Genomic DNA, 17,586 nt, shown 5'->3' on the forward strand with positions numbered 1-17,586 from the left:
TTCCTATGAAAACATTATTCTCTGAACATATCTCTCGCTTGCAACATGTGGTGCAAGGCTTATTAGAAAAATCTTTTTTAGACGGTTTATGGATTTATTCGGGTAAAGCCAAAAATTGGTTTTTAGATGATCAAACCGCCCCATTTAAAATTAACCCTTATTTTAATTACTTTTTCCCTTATCCCCAAGCTGAAAATTGTTGGTTATGCCTAGATGGTAAAAATAAGCCGAAAATTTACTTTTATTGCCCTGAAGATTATTGGGTTTCTACGCCTACAGTGCCAACTGAGGCATTTTTTGCAGAGGAATTTGAGTGGATTTTACTTAAATCTGAAAATGAAATTGCAAAATTTATCCCAAATCCGACCGCTTGTGCCTTTATTGGAGAAGATGTTGGATTGGCAAATTCACTCGGTTTTAGCCAAATTAATCCGCAGAAAATATTGAATATACTCAATTTCGAGCGTTCGATTAAAACTGAATTTGAGATTGAAAGCATTTACCAAGCCCAATTTTCTGCGTTGAAAGGCCATCAAGCGGCAAAAGAAGCCTTTTTTGCAGGCAAAAGTGAGTTTGAAATTAACCTTGAATATTTGAAGACGACGAAGCAGTCAGAGTTAAATGTTCCTTATGGCAATATTATGGCGATTAATTATCACAGTGCGGTATTGCATTATACTGCTTTGGATTTTGATACCAACACAAAACGCTATAGTTTTTTAATTGATGCAGGTACAACGGTAAATGGTTATGCTTCAGATTTGACTAGAACTTATGCCTTTGATAGTTCATCAGAATTTGCCGAATTAGTCGCTAAAATGGACAAATTCAAGTTAGATATCATTGCTGAGTTATCTATTGGTATCAATTACTTGCATTACCATACTCGAATGCAGCAGATGATTTCTCAGCTTTTAGCTGAACATCAATTTATTCATTTATCGGCACAACAGATTTTTGAAGAAGGTATCAGCCGAACCTTTTTCCCGCATGGTTTAGGGCATTTATTAGGTATTCAGGTTCACGATGTTGGTGGCTTTCAACAAAATCTGAGAGGCAGCCACAAAGCACCACCAGAAGCTTATCCAAGTCTGCGTTGCACTCGTGATTTACAAGAAAATATGGTGTTGACGATTGAGCCTGGTTTCTATTTTATTGATATGTTGCTTAATAGCTGGAAAAATAGTCGTTATTCGTCAGCCTTTAACTGGCAGAAAATTGAAGATTTTAAACGCTTCGGTGGAATTCGTACTGAAGATAATATTGTAATAAGAGCCTCAGGTGCGGAAAACCTAACCGCAAAAGCAGAATTAAAAGTGTGAGGAAATAATGCCTATTTTAATCATCCTTTTGGGTGTTTTCTTTTATATCTATGGTGAAATTTCACTTCTAGTTAGTATAGGTTCAGAAATTGGCGTGCTACCTACTATTTTATTGTTAGTCGCCATCTCTTTTCTGGGCTTATGGTTTGTGAAATTAAGAGGTATTTACACCCTCTATTCAATTAAGCAGGATCTTAGCCAAGGCAAAATGCCAACGCAGGCGGTGAGTAATTCGATAATGTTTGTTTTTGCGGGTATTTTATTGATTATTCCTGGATTTTTAAGTGATATTTTGGCAATTTTATGCGTTTTGCCATTTAGTCGAAAACTGATTCAAGACTTTGTAATTAATCGAGTGAAAAATAAACTTTTTATGCGTTTTACCTCACAAAACACTCATTTTCATTCACAATCGAGCCCAGATAACAACACGTTCGATGCCGAATTTGAACGTAAACCAGAACCGCAAGATGAAAATAAAAGGATCAAATAATGGATAAAAAAACACTTGCTCTTTTAAAAGTACATTGCACAGCGGTATTTTTTGGTGCTTCAGGTATTTTTGGTGCATTAATTCAAAGCTCTGCGGAAACGATTGTACTAGGGCGAGTGATGATTGCATTTGCTATGATCTCTTTGTATTTTTTATGGAAAAAACAACCGCTTGTAAAGTTAAATCTCAAGCAAATTGGACAACAAGCCGTATCGGGTGGCTTGCTAGCTGCCCACTGGGTTACTTTTTTTACTGCGGTTAAAGTTGGTGGAGTTGCTGTAGCAACGCTTGGTTTTGCCAGTTTTCCTGCTTTTGTTGCCTTATTTGAAAGTTTATTTTTCCGTGAGAAATTACGTTTTCGTGAGGTGGTGCTACTGATTGCGATCACTATCGGCTTGATTTTAGTCACTCCTGAATTTACCTTTGGTAATGAAGCAACGCAAGGCTTGCTCTGGGGCATCTTATCGGCATTGGTTTATGGTATTTTAGCGGTATTTAACCGTAATACGATGAGTAAAATTTCGGGCGTACAGTCAAGTTGGTGGCAATATATTTTTGCAACGCTTTTGCTGTTTCCTTTTTCTATCACTGAATTTCCTCAGGTTTCTGCCCAAGATTGGTTTTGGATTTTTTGTGTCGGTTTTTTATGTACCACGTTTGCTTATACGCTCTTTATTTCAAGCCTTGACACTATTAATGCTCGTACGGCTTCAATGATTATTTCGTTGGAACCAGTTTATGCTATTGTGATTGCGTGGATTTGTTTCGGTGAAATGCCAACGTTTAAAATGATTATCGGTGGTGCGATTATTTTACTTTCTGTTGCTTGGGCAAATTTGAAAAAATGAAGCAACCCACTTTTAAAAGAGCAATAAACAAGCGGTCAAATTTTGCTAAAAATTTGCAAAATCATTTTGCTCAAACACCAAGAAAAAATTTACAAAAAAATGCTAAAAAACGACCGATTACCTTTGCCGAAACCATTGTCGTGTTATTTAATAAACCCTATGACGTGCTAACTCAATTTACCGATGAGCAGGGGCGAAAAACGTTAAAGGATTTTATTCCAATTCCAACTATTTACCCCGTTGGTCGGTTAGATAGAGATAGCGAAGGTTTATTGATGTTAACCAATAATGGAGAACTTCAACATCGTTTATCACACCCAAAATTTGAGAAACAGAAAATCTATTGGGTGCAAGTAGAAGGCGTGCCAACCTTAGCAGATTTAGCTAAATTAGAAAAAGGTGTGGCCCTAAAAGATGGTTTAACGCAGCCCGCTAAAGCAAAAACAATAGCCAAGCCTCACTATAATTGGCAAACCGCCCCTAAAATTCGTGAGCGGAAAACGATTCCAACCAGTTGGATAGAGCTGAGTATTTATGAGGGTAAAAATCGTCAGGTCAGACGAATGACGGCACATATCGGTTTTCCAACTTTACGTTTAATTCGTGTTGGATTAGGCAATTTTGAATTAGCGGATTTAAACAGCGGAGAATACCGCATTCTATCGGAAAGCGAAAAACGTAAATTATTCAAGCAATTAGGATTGAAAGATGAATAAAGGGTATTGGGTTATTGTTAAAGATTTTGATATTGCTTTGGTTAAAGGTGAAATTCCTTGTGGTTTTGCAGAAGAGTTTGGCTTGAGTGAGCGTGAGAAATTAGCGATAGGATTTTATCAAAATCTGCCTGTTTATTTAGTTAAAGCATTAGAAATAGATAGTGAAAGAGAATTTGCCTATTTAAGAACACAAATTGGGCGAGAGATTGAGCTGGGGCATTTATTGCATAGGGCTGCTTCGTTAAATCATTTTTTTCATACCCATCAATTTTGTGGTAAATGTGGGGAGAAGGCGGTATTGGCAGAGGATGAAATTGCTATTTGTTGTAATACTTGCGGTAATCGGGTTTATCCAACTATTAGCCCTTCCATTATTGTCGCTATACGTAAAGGCAGACAAATTCTACTGGCAAATCATTTGCGGCATAAAGGCACTATTTATACGACGTTAGCTGGCTTTGTTGAGGCTGGAGAGTCTGTGGAAAATGCGGTTCATCGAGAAATATTTGAAGAAACAGGTTTGAAAGTCAAAAATGTGCGTTATTTTGGTAGCCAGCCTTGGGCGTTTCCTAATTCGTTGATGCTTGGTTTTTTAGCAGACTATGAGAGTGGTGAAATTATCTTACAAGAGGAAGAGATTTGTGATGCGAAATGGTTTGACTGCGATGAGTTATTACCTGAAATTCCACAAAAAGGCACAATTGCTTTTGAGTTAATTCAAGCAACATTGAAGTTGTGTAGAGAAGAGTAAAGTAGGAAAAATTATTATTTGCACTGTGGTAAAAAATGCTGAATAACTTTCATTATTCAGCATTTCTTTTTCTAAGTTTAATTACCCTTCACAACTTGAGCAGCTTAGTAAGTTGCGGTTAAACACTTGAGCTGCACTCATTGAGTTTTGGTAGTAAATGGATTTTAGGCCTAACTCTTCAGCGGTTAAGTATAGTTGATTCAGATCGCGTGCTGGTGTTGCGGGGTGAATCATCAGATTAATACTTTGACCCTGATCGATATATTGTTGGCGTTGAGCGGCTTGCTGAATAATGCTTAATTGGCTGATTTCAGCAAAAGTTTTAAACACCTCTTTTTCATGATCGGAAAGCTGTGCTAAATGTTGAACAGATCCATCATTACGTAAAATCGATTCCCAAATTTCTTCCGTATCTAGCCCTTTTTCTTGTAGTAATTTTTCTAAGAACGGATTTTTATAGACGGTTTTGATCTTCGCTAAATCTTTTACATAGTAATTTGATTTAAATGGCTCAACCGAAGGAGAAACACTGCCTAAAATAAAACTGCTTGATTTAGTTGGGGCGATACTCATTAATGTTGTATTGCGACGACCATAACCTTCTAAAATTTCTGGTTCTCCAAACCGTTGTGCAAGTTCTTGTGACGCTTTTAAGGTTTTTTCTTGCAGCGTTTTGAAAATTTCATTATTTTTTTGCATTGCTTGGAAGCTATCAAAGGCAATATTATTAGCTTGTAAATAGCTGTGCCAGCCCAGAACGCCTAACCCTAACGCGCGGTGGCGAACTGCAAAGCGATTTGCACGATCTAAGAATGGAACCGATTTACTTTTCTCAATAAATTCGCTCATTACCACATCTAAGAAGTAAGTTAATACTTCTGGTGCATCAGTATCTTTCCACTCATCAAAATAGAGTAGGTTCATTGAAGATAAACAGCATACAAAACTCTCATCGTTACTTGATGGTAACATAATTTCAGTACATAAGTTTGATGCGTGAATGGTCATATTTTTATCTTTATAGACATCAGGTCTGCCTGCGTTTGCATTGTCTTTAAAGAATAAATAGGGGATACCGGTTTCAGTTTTACGTTGCAATAATTTTGCCCAAAGCTGACGTTTGTATGGATCGCCTGCTTTCATAGATTCTAACCAATCGTGGCCAACGCACACACCGTAGTACATTAATTGGATAGGATTACCTTCAGTGTGAATATCTAACCATTCATCAATATCGCCATGCTCAATATCAATATAACCAGCAAATTGACCTTTGCGAGAGGTGCCTTGAGAAATAACATCAATTACCGTATCGAATAATTTACTGAAGTTAAATGAACCGTCGGACTTACCGTTATTTTTAATTAAAGAACCACGTGGACGAATATCCCCAAAGTAGGCTGATGTACCGCCACCGATTTTGCTCATCATCCCTACTTCAGCGGTTGTTACCATAATTTCGTGGATAGAGTCGCCAATGTAGCTGCCAAAACAAGAGATAGGTAAGCCACGATCTAAACCGAAGTTTGACCAAATGGGTGACGAAAGAGAAAAGTACCCTTTTGCCATATAGTGATAAAATTTATCGGCATAGCCTTCAATGCCAAGTTTTCGTTCTGCGTGTTCGGCAATAAAACGAATACGATCTAATGCGGTCGTGCCTTCCAATAAATAGCCACGTTGTAAGAATAAACGGCTGTCTTCATTAAGCCAATCGAAGTCTGGGCGGTCGGTATTAAAATAAGTCATCTGCTGTAATCTGCTTCATTTTTTTAGAATAATCGGTACTACGTTTATTAAAGAAATCCGTTTCTTTGGTTGAAAGAATTTCGATATCAAACCATTCAGTTTCTTTTAACAATTCAGGATCGATATTATGTGGCGGTTCTAAACCTAAAATACTGAGAGAATTGTTGTAGCGATTTTTAATGTAGTTTTCTACCGTTGCTTTGGTGATAAAGCTTAAATCGCCTTCTTCAAAAATCCAATCTAAAATACTACGCTCAGCTTCAAATGCTTGAGTAGCAAGGATTTCTAAATCTTTAAAAAATTCTGGTGTGAAAAGTTCATTATGTTCATCGCGTAAAATTTCGTATAACGCAATACCAAATTTTCCGTGAATTTCTTCTTCTTTTGAGGTTGCTTCAACAGCATTTGAGATGCCTTTAAAGAGATTTTTATGCTTGTTAAAAGACATCATAATAATGAACTGTCCGAATAATGATATATGCTCGACAAATAAAGAAAATAGCACCAACGATAAAACAAATTCGCCTTTGCCTGCATCTTTATCTTTCATAAAACTTTCCATATAACGAATACGATTCATTAATGGCTCAATTTCGTGAATTTGGCTAAACATATCGTTTAAGCCTAGCTTTTCCAATAAGAATGAGTAAGCATCTTTATGACGCACTTCACTTTCTGCAAAAGTACCACCTACATCATCCATTTCTGGTTTAGGGAAATAACGGTATAACTCACCCCAGAAACGTTTTACATTTACTTCTACTTGGGAAATGGCAAGCATTGCACGCGTGAGTACGTGACGCTCGTGATCATTAATAGTCGTACGATAATCTTGAATATCGCCAGTAAAGTTAAACTCGGTATGTAACCAATAAGAGTGGCGAATAGCATCTTTAAATTCAAGAAGCTCAGGATACTCATACGGCTTAATATTTAAGCGTTTTTGGAAAAGATTTCTAGACATATTCTTAGGCTCTATCTTAAATTTTAATCATCAATCTGAGAGATGATTGTATGCAAAAAAAGTTAGAAGACAAGACTTGACAATTGAGCTTTTTAGTTTGTTTTTGTTAGTTGGTTGATTTATAAAGGAAAATAGTTTTGTAAATTTTCTTGTCAATATATTGTGTCTAAATTGTGGTCTAACTACTATATGTTGTGTTTTATTCTCTTTTAAAATGGCATAGTTAAATTCAATAAGCTTTGGTGAAGCTATGTTTAGTGGGTTTTTTAGAGTATGATAGCTGCCTGTTTTTATTGGTTACAAGCGGTCATTTTTCTAGAAAATTTTACTCTTTTTAACCGCTTTTTTGATTTTATGAATATGAATACCGAACAATTTTATCGTGGACGCTTTTCGGTTGCACCAATGTTGGATTGGACAACTCGCCACTGCCGTTATTTCCATCGTCAATTTAGTCAATATGCGTTACTTTATACGGAAATGGTTACTGCTCCTGCGATTATTCACGCTAAATATGATTTACTCGAATACGATAGAAATGAAAATCCTGTTGCATTGCAATTAGGTGGAAGCGATCCTGCACAACTTGCTCATTGTGCGAGGTTGGCGGAAGAACGAGGCTATGCGGAAGTGAATTTGAATGTAGGTTGCCCATCTGACCGTGTGCAAAATGGTATGTTTGGGGCTTGTCTAATGGCAAAAGCAGATTTAGTCGCGGATTGCATTAAGGCAATGCAAGATGCGGTAGAAATTCCTGTTACCGTTAAACATCGTATTGGGATTGATGAGCTAGATAGTTATGAATTTCTCTGTGATTTCATTGAAAAAATACAACCTTATAGCAATGATTTCATTGTTCACGCCCGTAAAGCATGGCTTACAGGCTTAAGCCCAAAGGAGAACCGTGAAATTCCACCGCTGGATTATGAACGTGTTTATCAGCTTAAACGTGATTTTCCGCATCTCAATATTACTATTAATGGTGGGATCAAAACGATTGCAGAAATTAAGCACCATCTGCAATTTGCTGATGGAGTAATGATTGGGCGTGAGGCGTATCAAAATCCATCCATATTAGGCGAAATTGATTCGCAAATTTTTGGTGAAAATCGACCGCTTGTCACCGCGAAAGAAGCTGTGGAAAGAATGTTCCCTTATATTGAGCGAGAACTGTCTAAAGGCGTTTATTTGAACCACATTGTTCGCCATATGCTCGGAGCATTTCAAAATTGTAAAGGTGCAAGGCAATGGCGGCGACATCTCAGTGAAAATGCCACTAAACAAGGTGCTGGCGTAGAAGTGGTTGAGCAAGCTCTTGCGTTTATTAGCTAACTTTTTAAAGGAGATATTATGGCAGATCCACATATTAAATCGCCTATGGATTTTTGGGATTATTTGACCGTTATTATTTACCGTAGCGGTTTTGTGTTAGCGACATTAATGTTGTTTTCGTTGCCTTATTACACATCCACGGCGCAATTGGGTTTATTGATGGCTGGTACAATGCTGGCTTCATCATTACATCTTTATGACAAAACATTCCGTCTGATTTTTCAATTTTCAGCGTGGTTAGGGTTACTTTGTTATATCACTAATTTACCGCTATTAGCCCTAGGGGCAATGCTGTTGGTTATTGGTGGATTAAGTTATAAAGAGTATTTCTGCTTTAGAATATTTGGCTTGAATTTTCAGCCAATATTAGTTACCGCTTTGTGGGTAGCATTTATGTTAGAGTGGTCTTTATTAGTTCAAATTCTTAGCATTACTTGTGGGGTATTACTTTTAGTATTGAGCGTTCAGAAATGGCGAATGCCGCTGCATTTTGATATTGGCGATAAAAGCAAATATCAGGTGTAAGTTTTTATATGATTTTAGTGGAATTTTTATGCACAAATTTAAAATTGCCTTAATAACAGCCGCGGTAGTTGGCTTATTTGCTTGTACGCCATCACAGCAACAAAAAACAACGCAACAAAAGCCACAGGTAAGTTATTTAAAAGAGAATATCAGCCAAGCAGAGTTAAATAATCCGAAAAACTATAAGCGATATAGCTATTACTGTAAGAATTTTGCGACAGGTGGCAATTCTTATCTAGCGACTTATTTTCCACTTTGGTCTGAGAGCCGTAAGCAAGAGAATTTTGGGATCTATTTCCAACTTGATGGCGGAAAAGCATATCCTTTTGATCATATTGCGAATATCAGCTTGAATGCGAGATCAACCAAGTTTGAGGTGCGTTATCGCTCTTATCAGCCAATTGAAGGGAGCTATGTAGATCTAGTCGCTCATAAGTTTAAGTCAATTTATTATAAAAATAGTTTGCCTTGGCTGGAGTGTCGAGAAAGATAGAAGTTAGCAAAAGAAGAAAATGGCTAGCGTAGAAAATGCTAGCCATTTTTTATGGTTTAAACTAGCGTAAAAACGCTGGAATGTTTTGCTCGTAAGCAGAAATTGCCGCTTCGTGTTGGAGTGTTAAACCAATATTATCTAAACCGTTTAGCAAACAGTGGCGACGGAATTCGTCTAGTTCAAAAGTATAAACTTTTTCGCCAACGGTCACTGTCATTGCTTCTAAATCGACGTGGATTTTCTCGCCCTCGTTTGCCCACACCCATTGGAAGATTTCTTCCACTTCTTCTTCCGTTAATTTGATTGGAAGCATATGGTTGTTTAAGCTGTTGTTATAGAAAATATCTGCAAAACTTGGGGCAATCATCACTTTAAAGCCATAATCTGCTAATGCCCAAGGGGCGTGTTCACGCGAAGATCCACAGCCTAAGTTTTTACGCGCAAGTAAAATGGTTGCACCTTGATATTGTGGGTAATTCAGCACAAAATCAGGGTTTGGTTGTGTCTCTTCTGCATCTAAATAACGCCATTCGTGGAAAAGGTGTTTACCAAATCCAATACGGGTAATTGCTTGTAAAAACTGTTTTGGAATGATTGCATCAGTATCCACGTTCGCTATATCAAGAGGAACGACTAAGCCTGAATGTTGTTTAATACCTGCCATTTTTTCCTCCTATTTATGCGTTTAATGAAACGTTACGAATATCAACAAATTTACCGAATACAGCAGCAGCTGCAGCCATTGCTGGGCTAACTAAGTGGGTGCGACCATTACGCCCCTGACGGCCTTCAAAGTTGCGGTTTGACGTCGAAGCACAACGCTCCCATTCGCCTAAACGGTCATCATTCATACCTAAGCACATAGAGCAACCTGGATTACGCCATTCTGCCCCTGCTTCAATAAAGATTTTGTCTAATCCTTCTTTTTCAGCTTGCTCTTTCACTAAGCCAGAGCCTGGTACAACAAGAATACGTTTTACATTATCTGCTTTTTTGCGTCCTTTCATCACCGCAGCCGCAGCACGTAAATCTTCAATACGAGCATTGGTGCAAGAGCCGATAAACACTTGATCAACAGCAACATCTTTCATATCTGTATAAGCATCTAAACCAATATAAGCCAATGCTTTTTCTGCTGAAGCACGAGTAACAGGATCTGCCATTTCTTCAGGGTTAGGAATGACTTCATTGATCCCGATAACTTGTCCTGGGTTTGTTCCCCAAGTGACTTGTGGTGCAATATCTTTGGCTTCTAAAATCACCTCCGCATCATAAACGGCACCCTCATCGGTTTTCAAGGTTTTCCAATATTCGACGGCATCGTCCCAATCTTTGCCTTTTGGTGCATTGGGACGATCTTTTAAGTAAGCAAAAGTGGTTTCATCTGGGGCAACAATCCCCGCTTTTGCACCAAACTCAATTGCCATATTACATACCGTCATTCTACCTTCCATTGAAAGATCTCGAATGGCTTCGCCACAGAACTCAACCACATAGCCTGTACCACCTGCCATTGTCGTTTTGCCGATAATCGCAAGTACGATGTCTTTTGCGGTAATACCTGGGTTGACTTTGCCACGCACTTCTACTTTCATACTTTTCGCACGGGTTTGCTTTAAGGTTTGGGTCGCTAAAACGTGCTCTACTTCAGAGGTTCCGATACCAAATGCTAATGCACCGAAAGCACCGTGAGTCGCTGTGTGAGAATCGCCACATACAATGGTCATACCTGGTAAGGTTAAGCCTTGTTCAGGTCCCATAACATGCACAATACCTTGCTGTTTTTTGGTAATGTCGAATAATGAAATCCCTGTTTCTTCACAGTTTTTTTCTAATTCTAATACTTGGATTTTTGCTTGCCCTTCAAGCTGCTGCACATCACGCACTTGGGTAGAAATACTGTGATCCATCGTACCAAATGTTTTGCTGACTTGGCGAACTTGACGCCCAGCAACACGTAAGCCATCAAAAGCTTGAGGGCTGGTCACTTCGTGAATGAGATGGCGGTTGATATAGATAATTGGCGTTTCGCCTTCAGCTTCATACACAACGTGTGAATCGAAAAGCTTTTGATATAGTGTTCTGGCTTGTTGCATAAAATGTTCCCACTTAAAAGGATAATTTTGTAATACAAGCGGTGATTTTTGTAAAAAATTTAGCAAAATCGACCGCTTGTTAATGATGAATATGAATATAGCGACTAAAAAAACGAAAGTAAAACAGTATTTTGACAAAAATTAAGGATTTTTATTCTGCTAGATAAAGCTAAAAATAGCTTTAATGAGTAATTTTTAGCATTTTATGCTAAATGATTGAGTGATTGTAGTAAGTTATCTAGTTATTATGAGAGTTTATAGTGCTATTTTCTTTGGTGTTTTTTAGCCAATTTTTATATTAGATGAGAGATGAATAAGTAAGCGGTTAAATTTATTCAAAAAGTTGCAAACTTTTTTAGAAATTTAACCGCTTGTATTATGGTATTGCTGATTTAATCTAATGCCTTGTCGATTTTTTCAAATAAATCACGAGCGAGATTGTCCATCTCACGTAAACGTTCTAACCCACGACGCATTAGGGTTTGGCGTTGATTATCATAGCGAGAGAGTTTAATGAGTGGCTCAATTAAACGTGCTGCCACTTGCGGGTTGCTTTCATTGAGTTTAATCAGCGTATCTACCAAGAAGCGGTAGCCTGAACCATCAATTGCGTGGAAGGCTTTCGGGTTTTGGCTGCAGAATGCTCCTACCAATGAACGCAAGCGATTAGGATTGTTAAAATTAAAACTTGGGTGTTTCATTAAATCTTGCACAATCGCTAATACGTTTTTATCTGGCCGAGTAGCTTGAATCATAAACCATTTGTCCATTACTAAGCTGTCGTGTTTCCATTTTTCCTCAAAGTCAGTTAATAATGTGTCACGGCAACTAAGCTGAGCTTTACTCGCAGCTTGTAGTGCAGCTAGGGTATCGGTCATATTATTGGCATTACGGTAGTGTTTATGTACAAGGGGATTGCCTAAGTCGGTAAAGGCTAAATAGCTTAAGCAAACATTATTTAAGGCTCGTTTAGCAATATCTTTGGCAACCACTTGGTAATCGCTACATTTGTTTTGGTTGTACACGGCTAATAATTTATCTTGTAGTGCTTGAGCAATCGAATGTTGCATAAACTCACGCACAAGAGCAATACCTATAGGGTCAATGTTTTTAAATGATTCTGCAAATTCGGTTTCTTTTGGCAGTGTCAGTGTTAGTGCGGTTAATTCAGGCGAAGTTGCTGAATTATCTAACACGAAAGTGAGGGCATCCACTAAACCCTCCGAGAAGCTAAACGGCTGACTTTGCTGATAACGGCTTAAATTTTCACGCAGCTCGTTAGTGTAGAGCATTTGTGCAGCGTCCCAACGAACAAAATCATTTTCAGCATATTTGAGTAAAGTTAAAAGTTGTTCAGTAGTATAGTTATAATCTAAACGTACTGGAGCGGAGAAGTCGCATAATAATGCAGGCACAGGACGTTGTGTGACATGATGAAACTCAAAGGTTTGATGTTCTGCAATGATATCTAACACATTACTTATTTTTAATAGTTCATTTTGTAATGGAATGGGTTTTCCATCATTTTCGCCATATAATGCTACTTTCAGTGGAATATGTAAGTTTAATTTTTCCAGCTGATCGTGCGTTGGCGGTGTCATTTGCGAAATATGTAAGCGATAGGTTTTATGTGTTTCATCATATTCATCCGAAATAGTTAATTCGGGTGTACCTGATTGGCTATACCAACGGCGGAATTGTGCTAAATTAATGCCTGAAGCCTCTTCCATTGCTTTCACAAAATCTTCACAAGTTGCGGCTGAACCATCGTGTCTTTCCACATATAGCTTCATTCCTTTTTGGAAATTGTCTTCGCCTAGTAGTGTGTGGATCATACGAATAATTTCTGCGCCTTTTTCATACACGGTTACGGTATAAAAATTATTCATTTCAATGACTTTTTCTGGGCGAATTGGGTGTGCCATTGGGCTGGCATCTTCTGCAAATTGTACGGTACGCAGTAAACGCACATCTTCAATACGTTTTGCTGAGCGATCCCATAAATCAGAGGTAAATTCCTGATCACGGAAGACGGTTAATCCCTCTTTTAGGCTTAATTGGAACCAATCACGGCAAGTAATGCGGTTGCCTGTCCAGTTATGGAAATATTCGTGGGCAATGACAGCCTCAATATCTAAATAATCACTATCCGTTGCAGTTTCTGGTTTGGCTAATACGAATTTAGAGTTGAAAATATTCAAGCCTTTATTTTCCATTGCTCCCATATTAAAGAAATCAACGGCAACAATCATATAAATATCTAAATCGTATTCTAAACCAAAGCGGTCTTCGTCCCATTTCATTGAGCGTTTTAGGCTCTCCATCGCCCAAGGGGCACGATCTAAATTGCCACGATCCACATAAATTTCTAATTTAACCTCACGCCCGCTTTTGGTAATAAATTTATCTTCTAGAAGATCGAAATCACCTGCCACTAATGCAAATAAATAGCTTGGTTTAAAAAATGGATCTTGCCATTCTACCCAATGTTTACCGTCTTCTAGCTCGCCTTGTGCGATGCGGTTACCATTTGAAAGTAGGTAGGGATATTTACTCTTACTAGCGGTAATTTTTGTTGTATATTTTGCAAGTACATCCGGGCGGTCAAGCATATAAGTAATTTGTCTAAAACCCTCAGCCTCACATTGTGTACAAAGCCCATCGCCCGATTGATATAAACCTTGTAGAGAGGTATTTTGTGCAGGATTTAAGGCTGTTTCAATTTGTAGCTCGAAACGGTCAGAAGGCATATCTGCTAAATTTAGCGTTAAAGATTCATCATCTTTTTGGTAACAAGAAAACGGCTTGCCATTAAATTTGATAGAAAGGAAATCAAAACTATGTCCGTCTAATTTAAGCATAGTTGCTTCAACATTTTTACGTTCAATGGTTAATGTTGAGGTGACTAATGTGCGTTCAGGATCTAACTGAAAGTCGAGATAAATATCAGTAATGGTGAAATCTGGTGCTCTGTAATCTTTTCTGAATTTTGCTTTAGGTTGCATAGGATTTCCTTTTTGATTGGCATTTTTGCCGATAAAGTTGTGTGGGCTATTGTACTAAAATCATTGCAAATTTTCCAAGAAATATGACCGCTTGTATAAAATGAAACGGCTATAAATATTGATTTATAGCCGTTTGGGAGAATATGAGTATTATATGTTTTGATGCCCTTGATCGAGATGTACTAAGTTGATTAAATCATCAGCTCCCACATCAAATGCTTTGCCGAAGCCTTTTACAAATAATCCTGAGATAGGCTTAAAACTAAATAAGGTAAAGTCTTGCATCTTGGCTAGCTCATCAACTAAATGACCGTGGCGGTTTTTTAATGCTTCAATTGCTGTTTGCCATTCCGTTTCTTGACGTGTAATCATTCTGGCTGTTGCCTCAAAGGTTAAACGGCGACGAGCAAATATTTCGCGGCTTTTGCTCTCATCATCAATGAGCATAAGAGACACTTTTGGTACTTCAAGTAAATTACGTGCGTGACGAGCAATGGTAGAAATAAGCACTTGATATTCGCCGTTATGAATGACAAAAGGTGCGTAGCTTACATTTGGTGTGCCATCTTTATCTAGTGTTGCCATTACAATGGTCTTAATTTGCTGTTTTAAATCTTCGATTTCAGGTCCTAAGCGATTTTGTAATACTTCTTGACGGTTTGTTGTCATTATGTCTCCTTATTAAGTCTTTTAACTATTTTGAGGAATTATAAATTAACTTAAACCTATAAAGCAATATGATAATCATTATTGACTGCAAGATTGATGTCGTTGATAATATATTTAATAATCAAAAATTGATTAATATTTACTTAAGGAGAACGATTTTGTTTATTCATTATTCTGCGAACCAACATAAATTAAAGTTAAGTCTGTTAGCTTTAAGCATAAATAGTATTTTGATATCGCATACGTTGTATGCTAAAGAGGTTGCGGAATTATCTGAAATCCGTGTTGTAGCTCAAGGAGACGTTAAAGCGTCATTAGAGAGAAAAGCGAAAGAAGCAATTCAACAAGAACTTATTCAAAATAATCGAGATATAGTTCGCTATAGCCCTGATGTTGGGGTTGTCAATCAAGGTAGGCATCAAAAAGGATTTGCTATTCGCGGAGTTGAGGATAATCGTATTGGAATAAGTATTGATGGAGTAGCACTGCCTGATTCTGAGGAAAATTCTCTTTATAAACGTTATGGTAATTTAAATACGTCTCGTCAATCTATTGATCCAGAGTTAGTTCGTACTATTGAAGTATCAAAAGGAGCAGATTCTTTTAATCAAGGTAGCGGACACTTGGGAGGCGGGGTTAATTATCGGACACTTGAGGCTGATGATATTGTACGTCATAGCAATAAATTTGGTGCTTTTTATCGTACAGGTTATGCCACTCGTAATAATGAATGGATAAATACGTTCGGTGTTGGGTATTTAGGTGAGCAAGCAGAAGCTGTATTATTATACTCAAATCGTTATGGTCATGAAATGGAAAGTGCTGGCGGCTATACAATTCCTGAAGATTCGTTATACACCAGAACTATTGGTAGAAGTAAACAAACGCCTGATGATTCTACTCATAAAAATCATAGTTACTTGGCAAAATTTGCTTACCGTTTTAACGATAAACATCGTATTGGTATTTCGTATAGTGGTCAAAATAACAATAATTATATTATTGAGGATTCTGCCGTTTATTTAAGTTCATATTGGCGTGAGGCGGAAGATCGTAGTAAGCGTAATACTGTCAATGTATTTTATGAATTTTTCCCAGAGTCTAAGTGGATTGCTTCCGTAAAAGCTGATATAGATTATCAAGATACAGAAACATCAGCTTATAACTATGAAGGAAAGCGAGCAGAGCCTGCAACTAAATGGACGCCAGCTCAAGAACGAATGCCTAGTGATACGAATATTCGTATTTTTAGTACAGAATTAAAACGTTTAAACTTCCGTATAGACAGCCAAGTTTTAGAATTGGGTAAATCAACTCATCAATTCTCATTCAAATCCTCAACAGCACAAAGAAATTTTGATGTGCTACATAAAGACTCAGTTTATGTATCTGGTGCTTGGTCGCATTTGCCGAATTCAACAATGATGCACCCAATTAAAAGCAAGCAAGATTATTTATTATTACAAGACATTATAGACTTAACCAATAATTGGGAAGCGAAAGTCGGTATTCGTTATGACTGGGCGAAATACGAACAAAAGGAACTTGCCGGCTTAAAATGTCAAAATTGTGTCAAAACAGAGAATGCTAAATTTAACCAGATAACTTGGACTGCAGGCTTAGAAAAGCAAGTTAATGATATTTGGAAAGTGGCTTATAATATTGGCACTGGCTTTCGTATACCAAATGCATCAGAAATGTATTTCGATTATCGAAATAATGCTGCTGGAGCGTGGATGTCAAACCCCAACTTAAAAGCGGAACATAGTTTAACCCAAAATTTAAGCCTGCAAGGGCAAGGTAATGCAGGGCAATTTTCCGTGAATTTGCACCATACAAAGTATAAAGATTTTTTATGGGAGCAAGAAACTTGGGATGTTTATCAGGCTTATGGCAAAGAGTTTTGGCGACCTGTTCAACAAATGCAAAATATAGACGCTGCGAAAATCTATGGTCTAGAAGTAACGGGTAAATGGAATTTGAATTCTGCTATATCTATTCCTGAGGGTTGGAAGCTATTTGGCTCATTAGGTTATAGCAAGGGAAATATGTCAAATGGAGCCGATTTACTCTCTATTCAGCCGATCAAAGCTGTTATTGGTTTAGATTATGAGCAACCAGAGGGTAAGTGGGGCATCTTCTCGCGTTTAACGTTTTTAGGTGCGAAAAAAGCGAAAGAGGCAAAATATTTTAAAACATTACCAGAAAAATGTGTGAAAGAGCAGAAAACCCCAAATCCTTACTATCCATATTGGGGGAATGAATATGAGGTTCGCTGTACCGAATATGCTCACGAAACAAGTTTAGATAAATGGAAGCATTTAAACGCAAAAGCTTTTATCGTTGATTTATATGGTTTTTATAAACCAACAGAAAATATTACTTTGCGTGCGGGTGTTTACAATTTATTTAACCGTAAATATCACACTTGGGATACATTACGTGGTTTAAATACAACGGGTGGTGCGGTTAATTCTGTCGGCGTTCGTGAAAACCACAAATATGGTGGTTATCCAGGTTTGCAACGCTACTACGAGCCAGGACGGAATTTCTCAGCAAGTTTTGAGTATCGTTTCTAATTATTTATTTTATAAAGGGAGCTTTAGGTTAAGGCTCTCTTTTC

Annotated in this window: 15 protein-coding genes; 9 read left to right on the forward strand and 6 right to left on the reverse strand. The window is 37.6% G+C overall.

Annotated elements, in window-relative coordinates; genetic code table 11:
• Positions 1-5: 5 nt before the first annotated feature.
• From pepQ to nudC, 5 genes are read left to right on the forward strand one after another with little or no spacing between them, the layout of a single operon-like run.
• Entirely contained in the window at positions 6-1,322 is a 1,317-nt protein-coding gene (gene pepQ / locus HV560_RS04610) for a Xaa-Pro dipeptidase (RefSeq protein WP_176812257.1), read from the forward strand.
• A 7-nt stretch (positions 1,323-1,329) separates the two neighbouring features.
• Positions 1,330-1,815, forward strand: coding sequence for an FxsA family protein (locus HV560_RS04615; protein ID WP_176812258.1), 486 nt, complete (start codon positions 1,330-1,332; stop codon positions 1,813-1,815).
• Positions 1,815-2,663, forward strand: coding sequence for a DMT family transporter (locus tag HV560_RS04620; protein ID WP_176812259.1), 849 nt, complete (start codon positions 1,815-1,817; stop codon positions 2,661-2,663). The genes HV560_RS04615 and HV560_RS04620 overlap by 1 nt, the downstream gene beginning before the upstream one ends.
• Positions 2,660-3,379 (forward strand): pseudouridine synthase, encoded by a 720-nt coding sequence (locus HV560_RS04625; RefSeq protein WP_176812260.1) that lies wholly within the window; start codon positions 2,660-2,662, stop codon positions 3,377-3,379. The genes HV560_RS04620 and HV560_RS04625 overlap by 4 nt, the downstream gene beginning before the upstream one ends.
• Complete coding sequence (gene nudC / locus HV560_RS04630) at positions 3,372-4,130, forward strand: NAD(+) diphosphatase (RefSeq protein WP_176812261.1); 759 nt, start codon at positions 3,372-3,374, stop codon at positions 4,128-4,130. The genes HV560_RS04625 and nudC overlap by 8 nt, the downstream gene beginning before the upstream one ends.
• A gap of 81 nt (positions 4,131-4,211) precedes the next feature.
• Here nudC and HV560_RS04635 read toward each other — a convergent pair whose 3' ends face one another.
• Positions 4,212-5,879, reverse strand: a complete 1,668-nt coding sequence (locus HV560_RS04635; protein WP_176807941.1) for a ribonucleoside-diphosphate reductase subunit alpha — start codon at positions 5,877-5,879, stop codon at positions 4,212-4,214.
• A complete protein-coding gene (locus tag HV560_RS04640; RefSeq protein ID WP_176807942.1) occupies positions 5,866-6,843 on the reverse strand; it encodes a ribonucleotide-diphosphate reductase subunit beta in 978 nt (325 codons plus the stop codon). Before HV560_RS04640 ends, HV560_RS04635 begins: the two co-directional genes overlap by 14 nt.
• A 354-nt stretch (positions 6,844-7,197) precedes the next feature.
• On the opposite strand from HV560_RS04640, the gene dusA reads away from it, so the two are divergent.
• The 3 genes from dusA to HV560_RS04655 are packed head-to-tail and all read left to right on the forward strand — an operon-like array spanning position 7,198 to position 9,193.
• Positions 7,198-8,175 carry a tRNA dihydrouridine(20/20a) synthase DusA gene (gene dusA / locus HV560_RS04645; protein WP_176812262.1) on the forward strand — a complete coding sequence of 326 codons (978 nt, stop codon included), beginning with the start codon at positions 7,198-7,200 and terminating at the stop codon, positions 8,173-8,175.
• An 18-nt stretch (positions 8,176-8,193) separates the two neighbouring features.
• A complete protein-coding gene (locus tag HV560_RS04650; protein WP_176809647.1) occupies positions 8,194-8,700 on the forward strand; it encodes a DUF2301 domain-containing membrane protein in 507 nt (168 codons plus the stop codon).
• 28 nt (positions 8,701-8,728) lie between these two features.
• A complete protein-coding gene (locus HV560_RS04655; protein WP_176807944.1) occupies positions 8,729-9,193 on the forward strand; it encodes a hypothetical protein in 465 nt (154 codons plus the stop codon).
• A 61-nt stretch (positions 9,194-9,254) separates the two neighbouring features.
• Here HV560_RS04655 and leuD read toward each other — a convergent pair whose 3' ends face one another.
• The 4 genes from leuD to hutZ form a co-directional block, all read right to left on the reverse strand.
• Positions 9,255-9,857, reverse strand: a complete 603-nt coding sequence (gene leuD, locus HV560_RS04660; RefSeq protein WP_176812263.1) for a 3-isopropylmalate dehydratase small subunit — start codon at positions 9,855-9,857, stop codon at positions 9,255-9,257.
• Positions 9,858-9,870: 13 nt separating this feature from the next.
• A complete protein-coding gene (gene leuC, locus HV560_RS04665) occupies positions 9,871-11,289 on the reverse strand; it encodes a 3-isopropylmalate dehydratase large subunit (RefSeq protein ID WP_159630920.1) in 1,419 nt (472 codons plus the stop codon).
• Positions 11,290-11,681: 392 nt separating this feature from the next.
• Positions 11,682-14,294: an aminopeptidase N gene (gene pepN, locus HV560_RS04670; RefSeq protein ID WP_176812264.1), complete on the reverse strand. Its 2,613-nt coding sequence runs from the start codon at positions 14,292-14,294 to the stop codon at positions 11,682-11,684.
• A 150-nt stretch (positions 14,295-14,444) separates the two neighbouring features.
• Complete coding sequence (hutZ, locus tag HV560_RS04675) at positions 14,445-14,963, reverse strand: heme utilization protein HutZ (protein ID WP_176807946.1); 519 nt, start codon at positions 14,961-14,963, stop codon at positions 14,445-14,447.
• A 158-nt stretch (positions 14,964-15,121) separates the two neighbouring features.
• Here hutZ and HV560_RS04680 point away from each other — a divergent pair, with 158 nt between their 5' ends.
• A complete protein-coding gene (locus HV560_RS04680) occupies positions 15,122-17,542 on the forward strand; it encodes a TonB-dependent hemoglobin/transferrin/lactoferrin family receptor (protein ID WP_238348741.1) in 2,421 nt (806 codons plus the stop codon).
• The last annotated feature ends 44 nt before the right edge of the window (positions 17,543-17,586 follow it).

This window comes from Mannheimia pernigra, from assembly GCF_013377995.1.
GTDB lineage: Bacteria > Pseudomonadota > Gammaproteobacteria > Enterobacterales > Pasteurellaceae > Mannheimia > Mannheimia pernigra.

What these genes read in the sequence shown, in the direction of transcription:
- pepQ (WP_176812257.1), top strand. Translation starts at nt 6, where the DNA reads ATGAAAACATTATTCTCTGAACATATCTCTCGCTTGCAACATGTGGTG.
- HV560_RS04615 (WP_176812258.1), top strand. Translation starts at nt 1,330, where the DNA reads ATGCCTATTTTAATCATCCTTTTGGGTGTTTTCTTTTATATCTATGGT.
- HV560_RS04620 (WP_176812259.1), top strand. Translation starts at nt 1,815, where the DNA reads ATGGATAAAAAAACACTTGCTCTTTTAAAAGTACATTGCACAGCGGTA.
- HV560_RS04625 (WP_176812260.1), top strand. Translation starts at nt 2,660, where the DNA reads ATGAAGCAACCCACTTTTAAAAGAGCAATAAACAAGCGGTCAAATTTT.
- nudC (WP_176812261.1), top strand. Translation starts at nt 3,372, where the DNA reads ATGAATAAAGGGTATTGGGTTATTGTTAAAGATTTTGATATTGCTTTG.
- HV560_RS04635 (WP_176807941.1), bottom strand. Translation starts at nt 5,879, where the DNA reads ATGACTTATTTTAATACCGACCGCCCAGACTTCGATTGGCTTAATGAA.
- HV560_RS04640 (WP_176807942.1), bottom strand. Translation starts at nt 6,843, where the DNA reads ATGTCTAGAAATCTTTTCCAAAAACGCTTAAATATTAAGCCGTATGAG.
- dusA (WP_176812262.1), top strand. Translation starts at nt 7,198, where the DNA reads ATGAATATGAATACCGAACAATTTTATCGTGGACGCTTTTCGGTTGCA.
- HV560_RS04650 (WP_176809647.1), top strand. Translation starts at nt 8,194, where the DNA reads ATGGCAGATCCACATATTAAATCGCCTATGGATTTTTGGGATTATTTG.
- HV560_RS04655 (WP_176807944.1), top strand. Translation starts at nt 8,729, where the DNA reads ATGCACAAATTTAAAATTGCCTTAATAACAGCCGCGGTAGTTGGCTTA.
- leuD (WP_176812263.1), bottom strand. Translation starts at nt 9,857, where the DNA reads ATGGCAGGTATTAAACAACATTCAGGCTTAGTCGTTCCTCTTGATATA.
- leuC (WP_159630920.1), bottom strand. Translation starts at nt 11,289, where the DNA reads ATGCAACAAGCCAGAACACTATATCAAAAGCTTTTCGATTCACACGTT.
- pepN (WP_176812264.1), bottom strand. Translation starts at nt 14,294, where the DNA reads ATGCAACCTAAAGCAAAATTCAGAAAAGATTACAGAGCACCAGATTTC.
- hutZ (WP_176807946.1), bottom strand. Translation starts at nt 14,963, where the DNA reads ATGACAACAAACCGTCAAGAAGTATTACAAAATCGCTTAGGACCTGAA.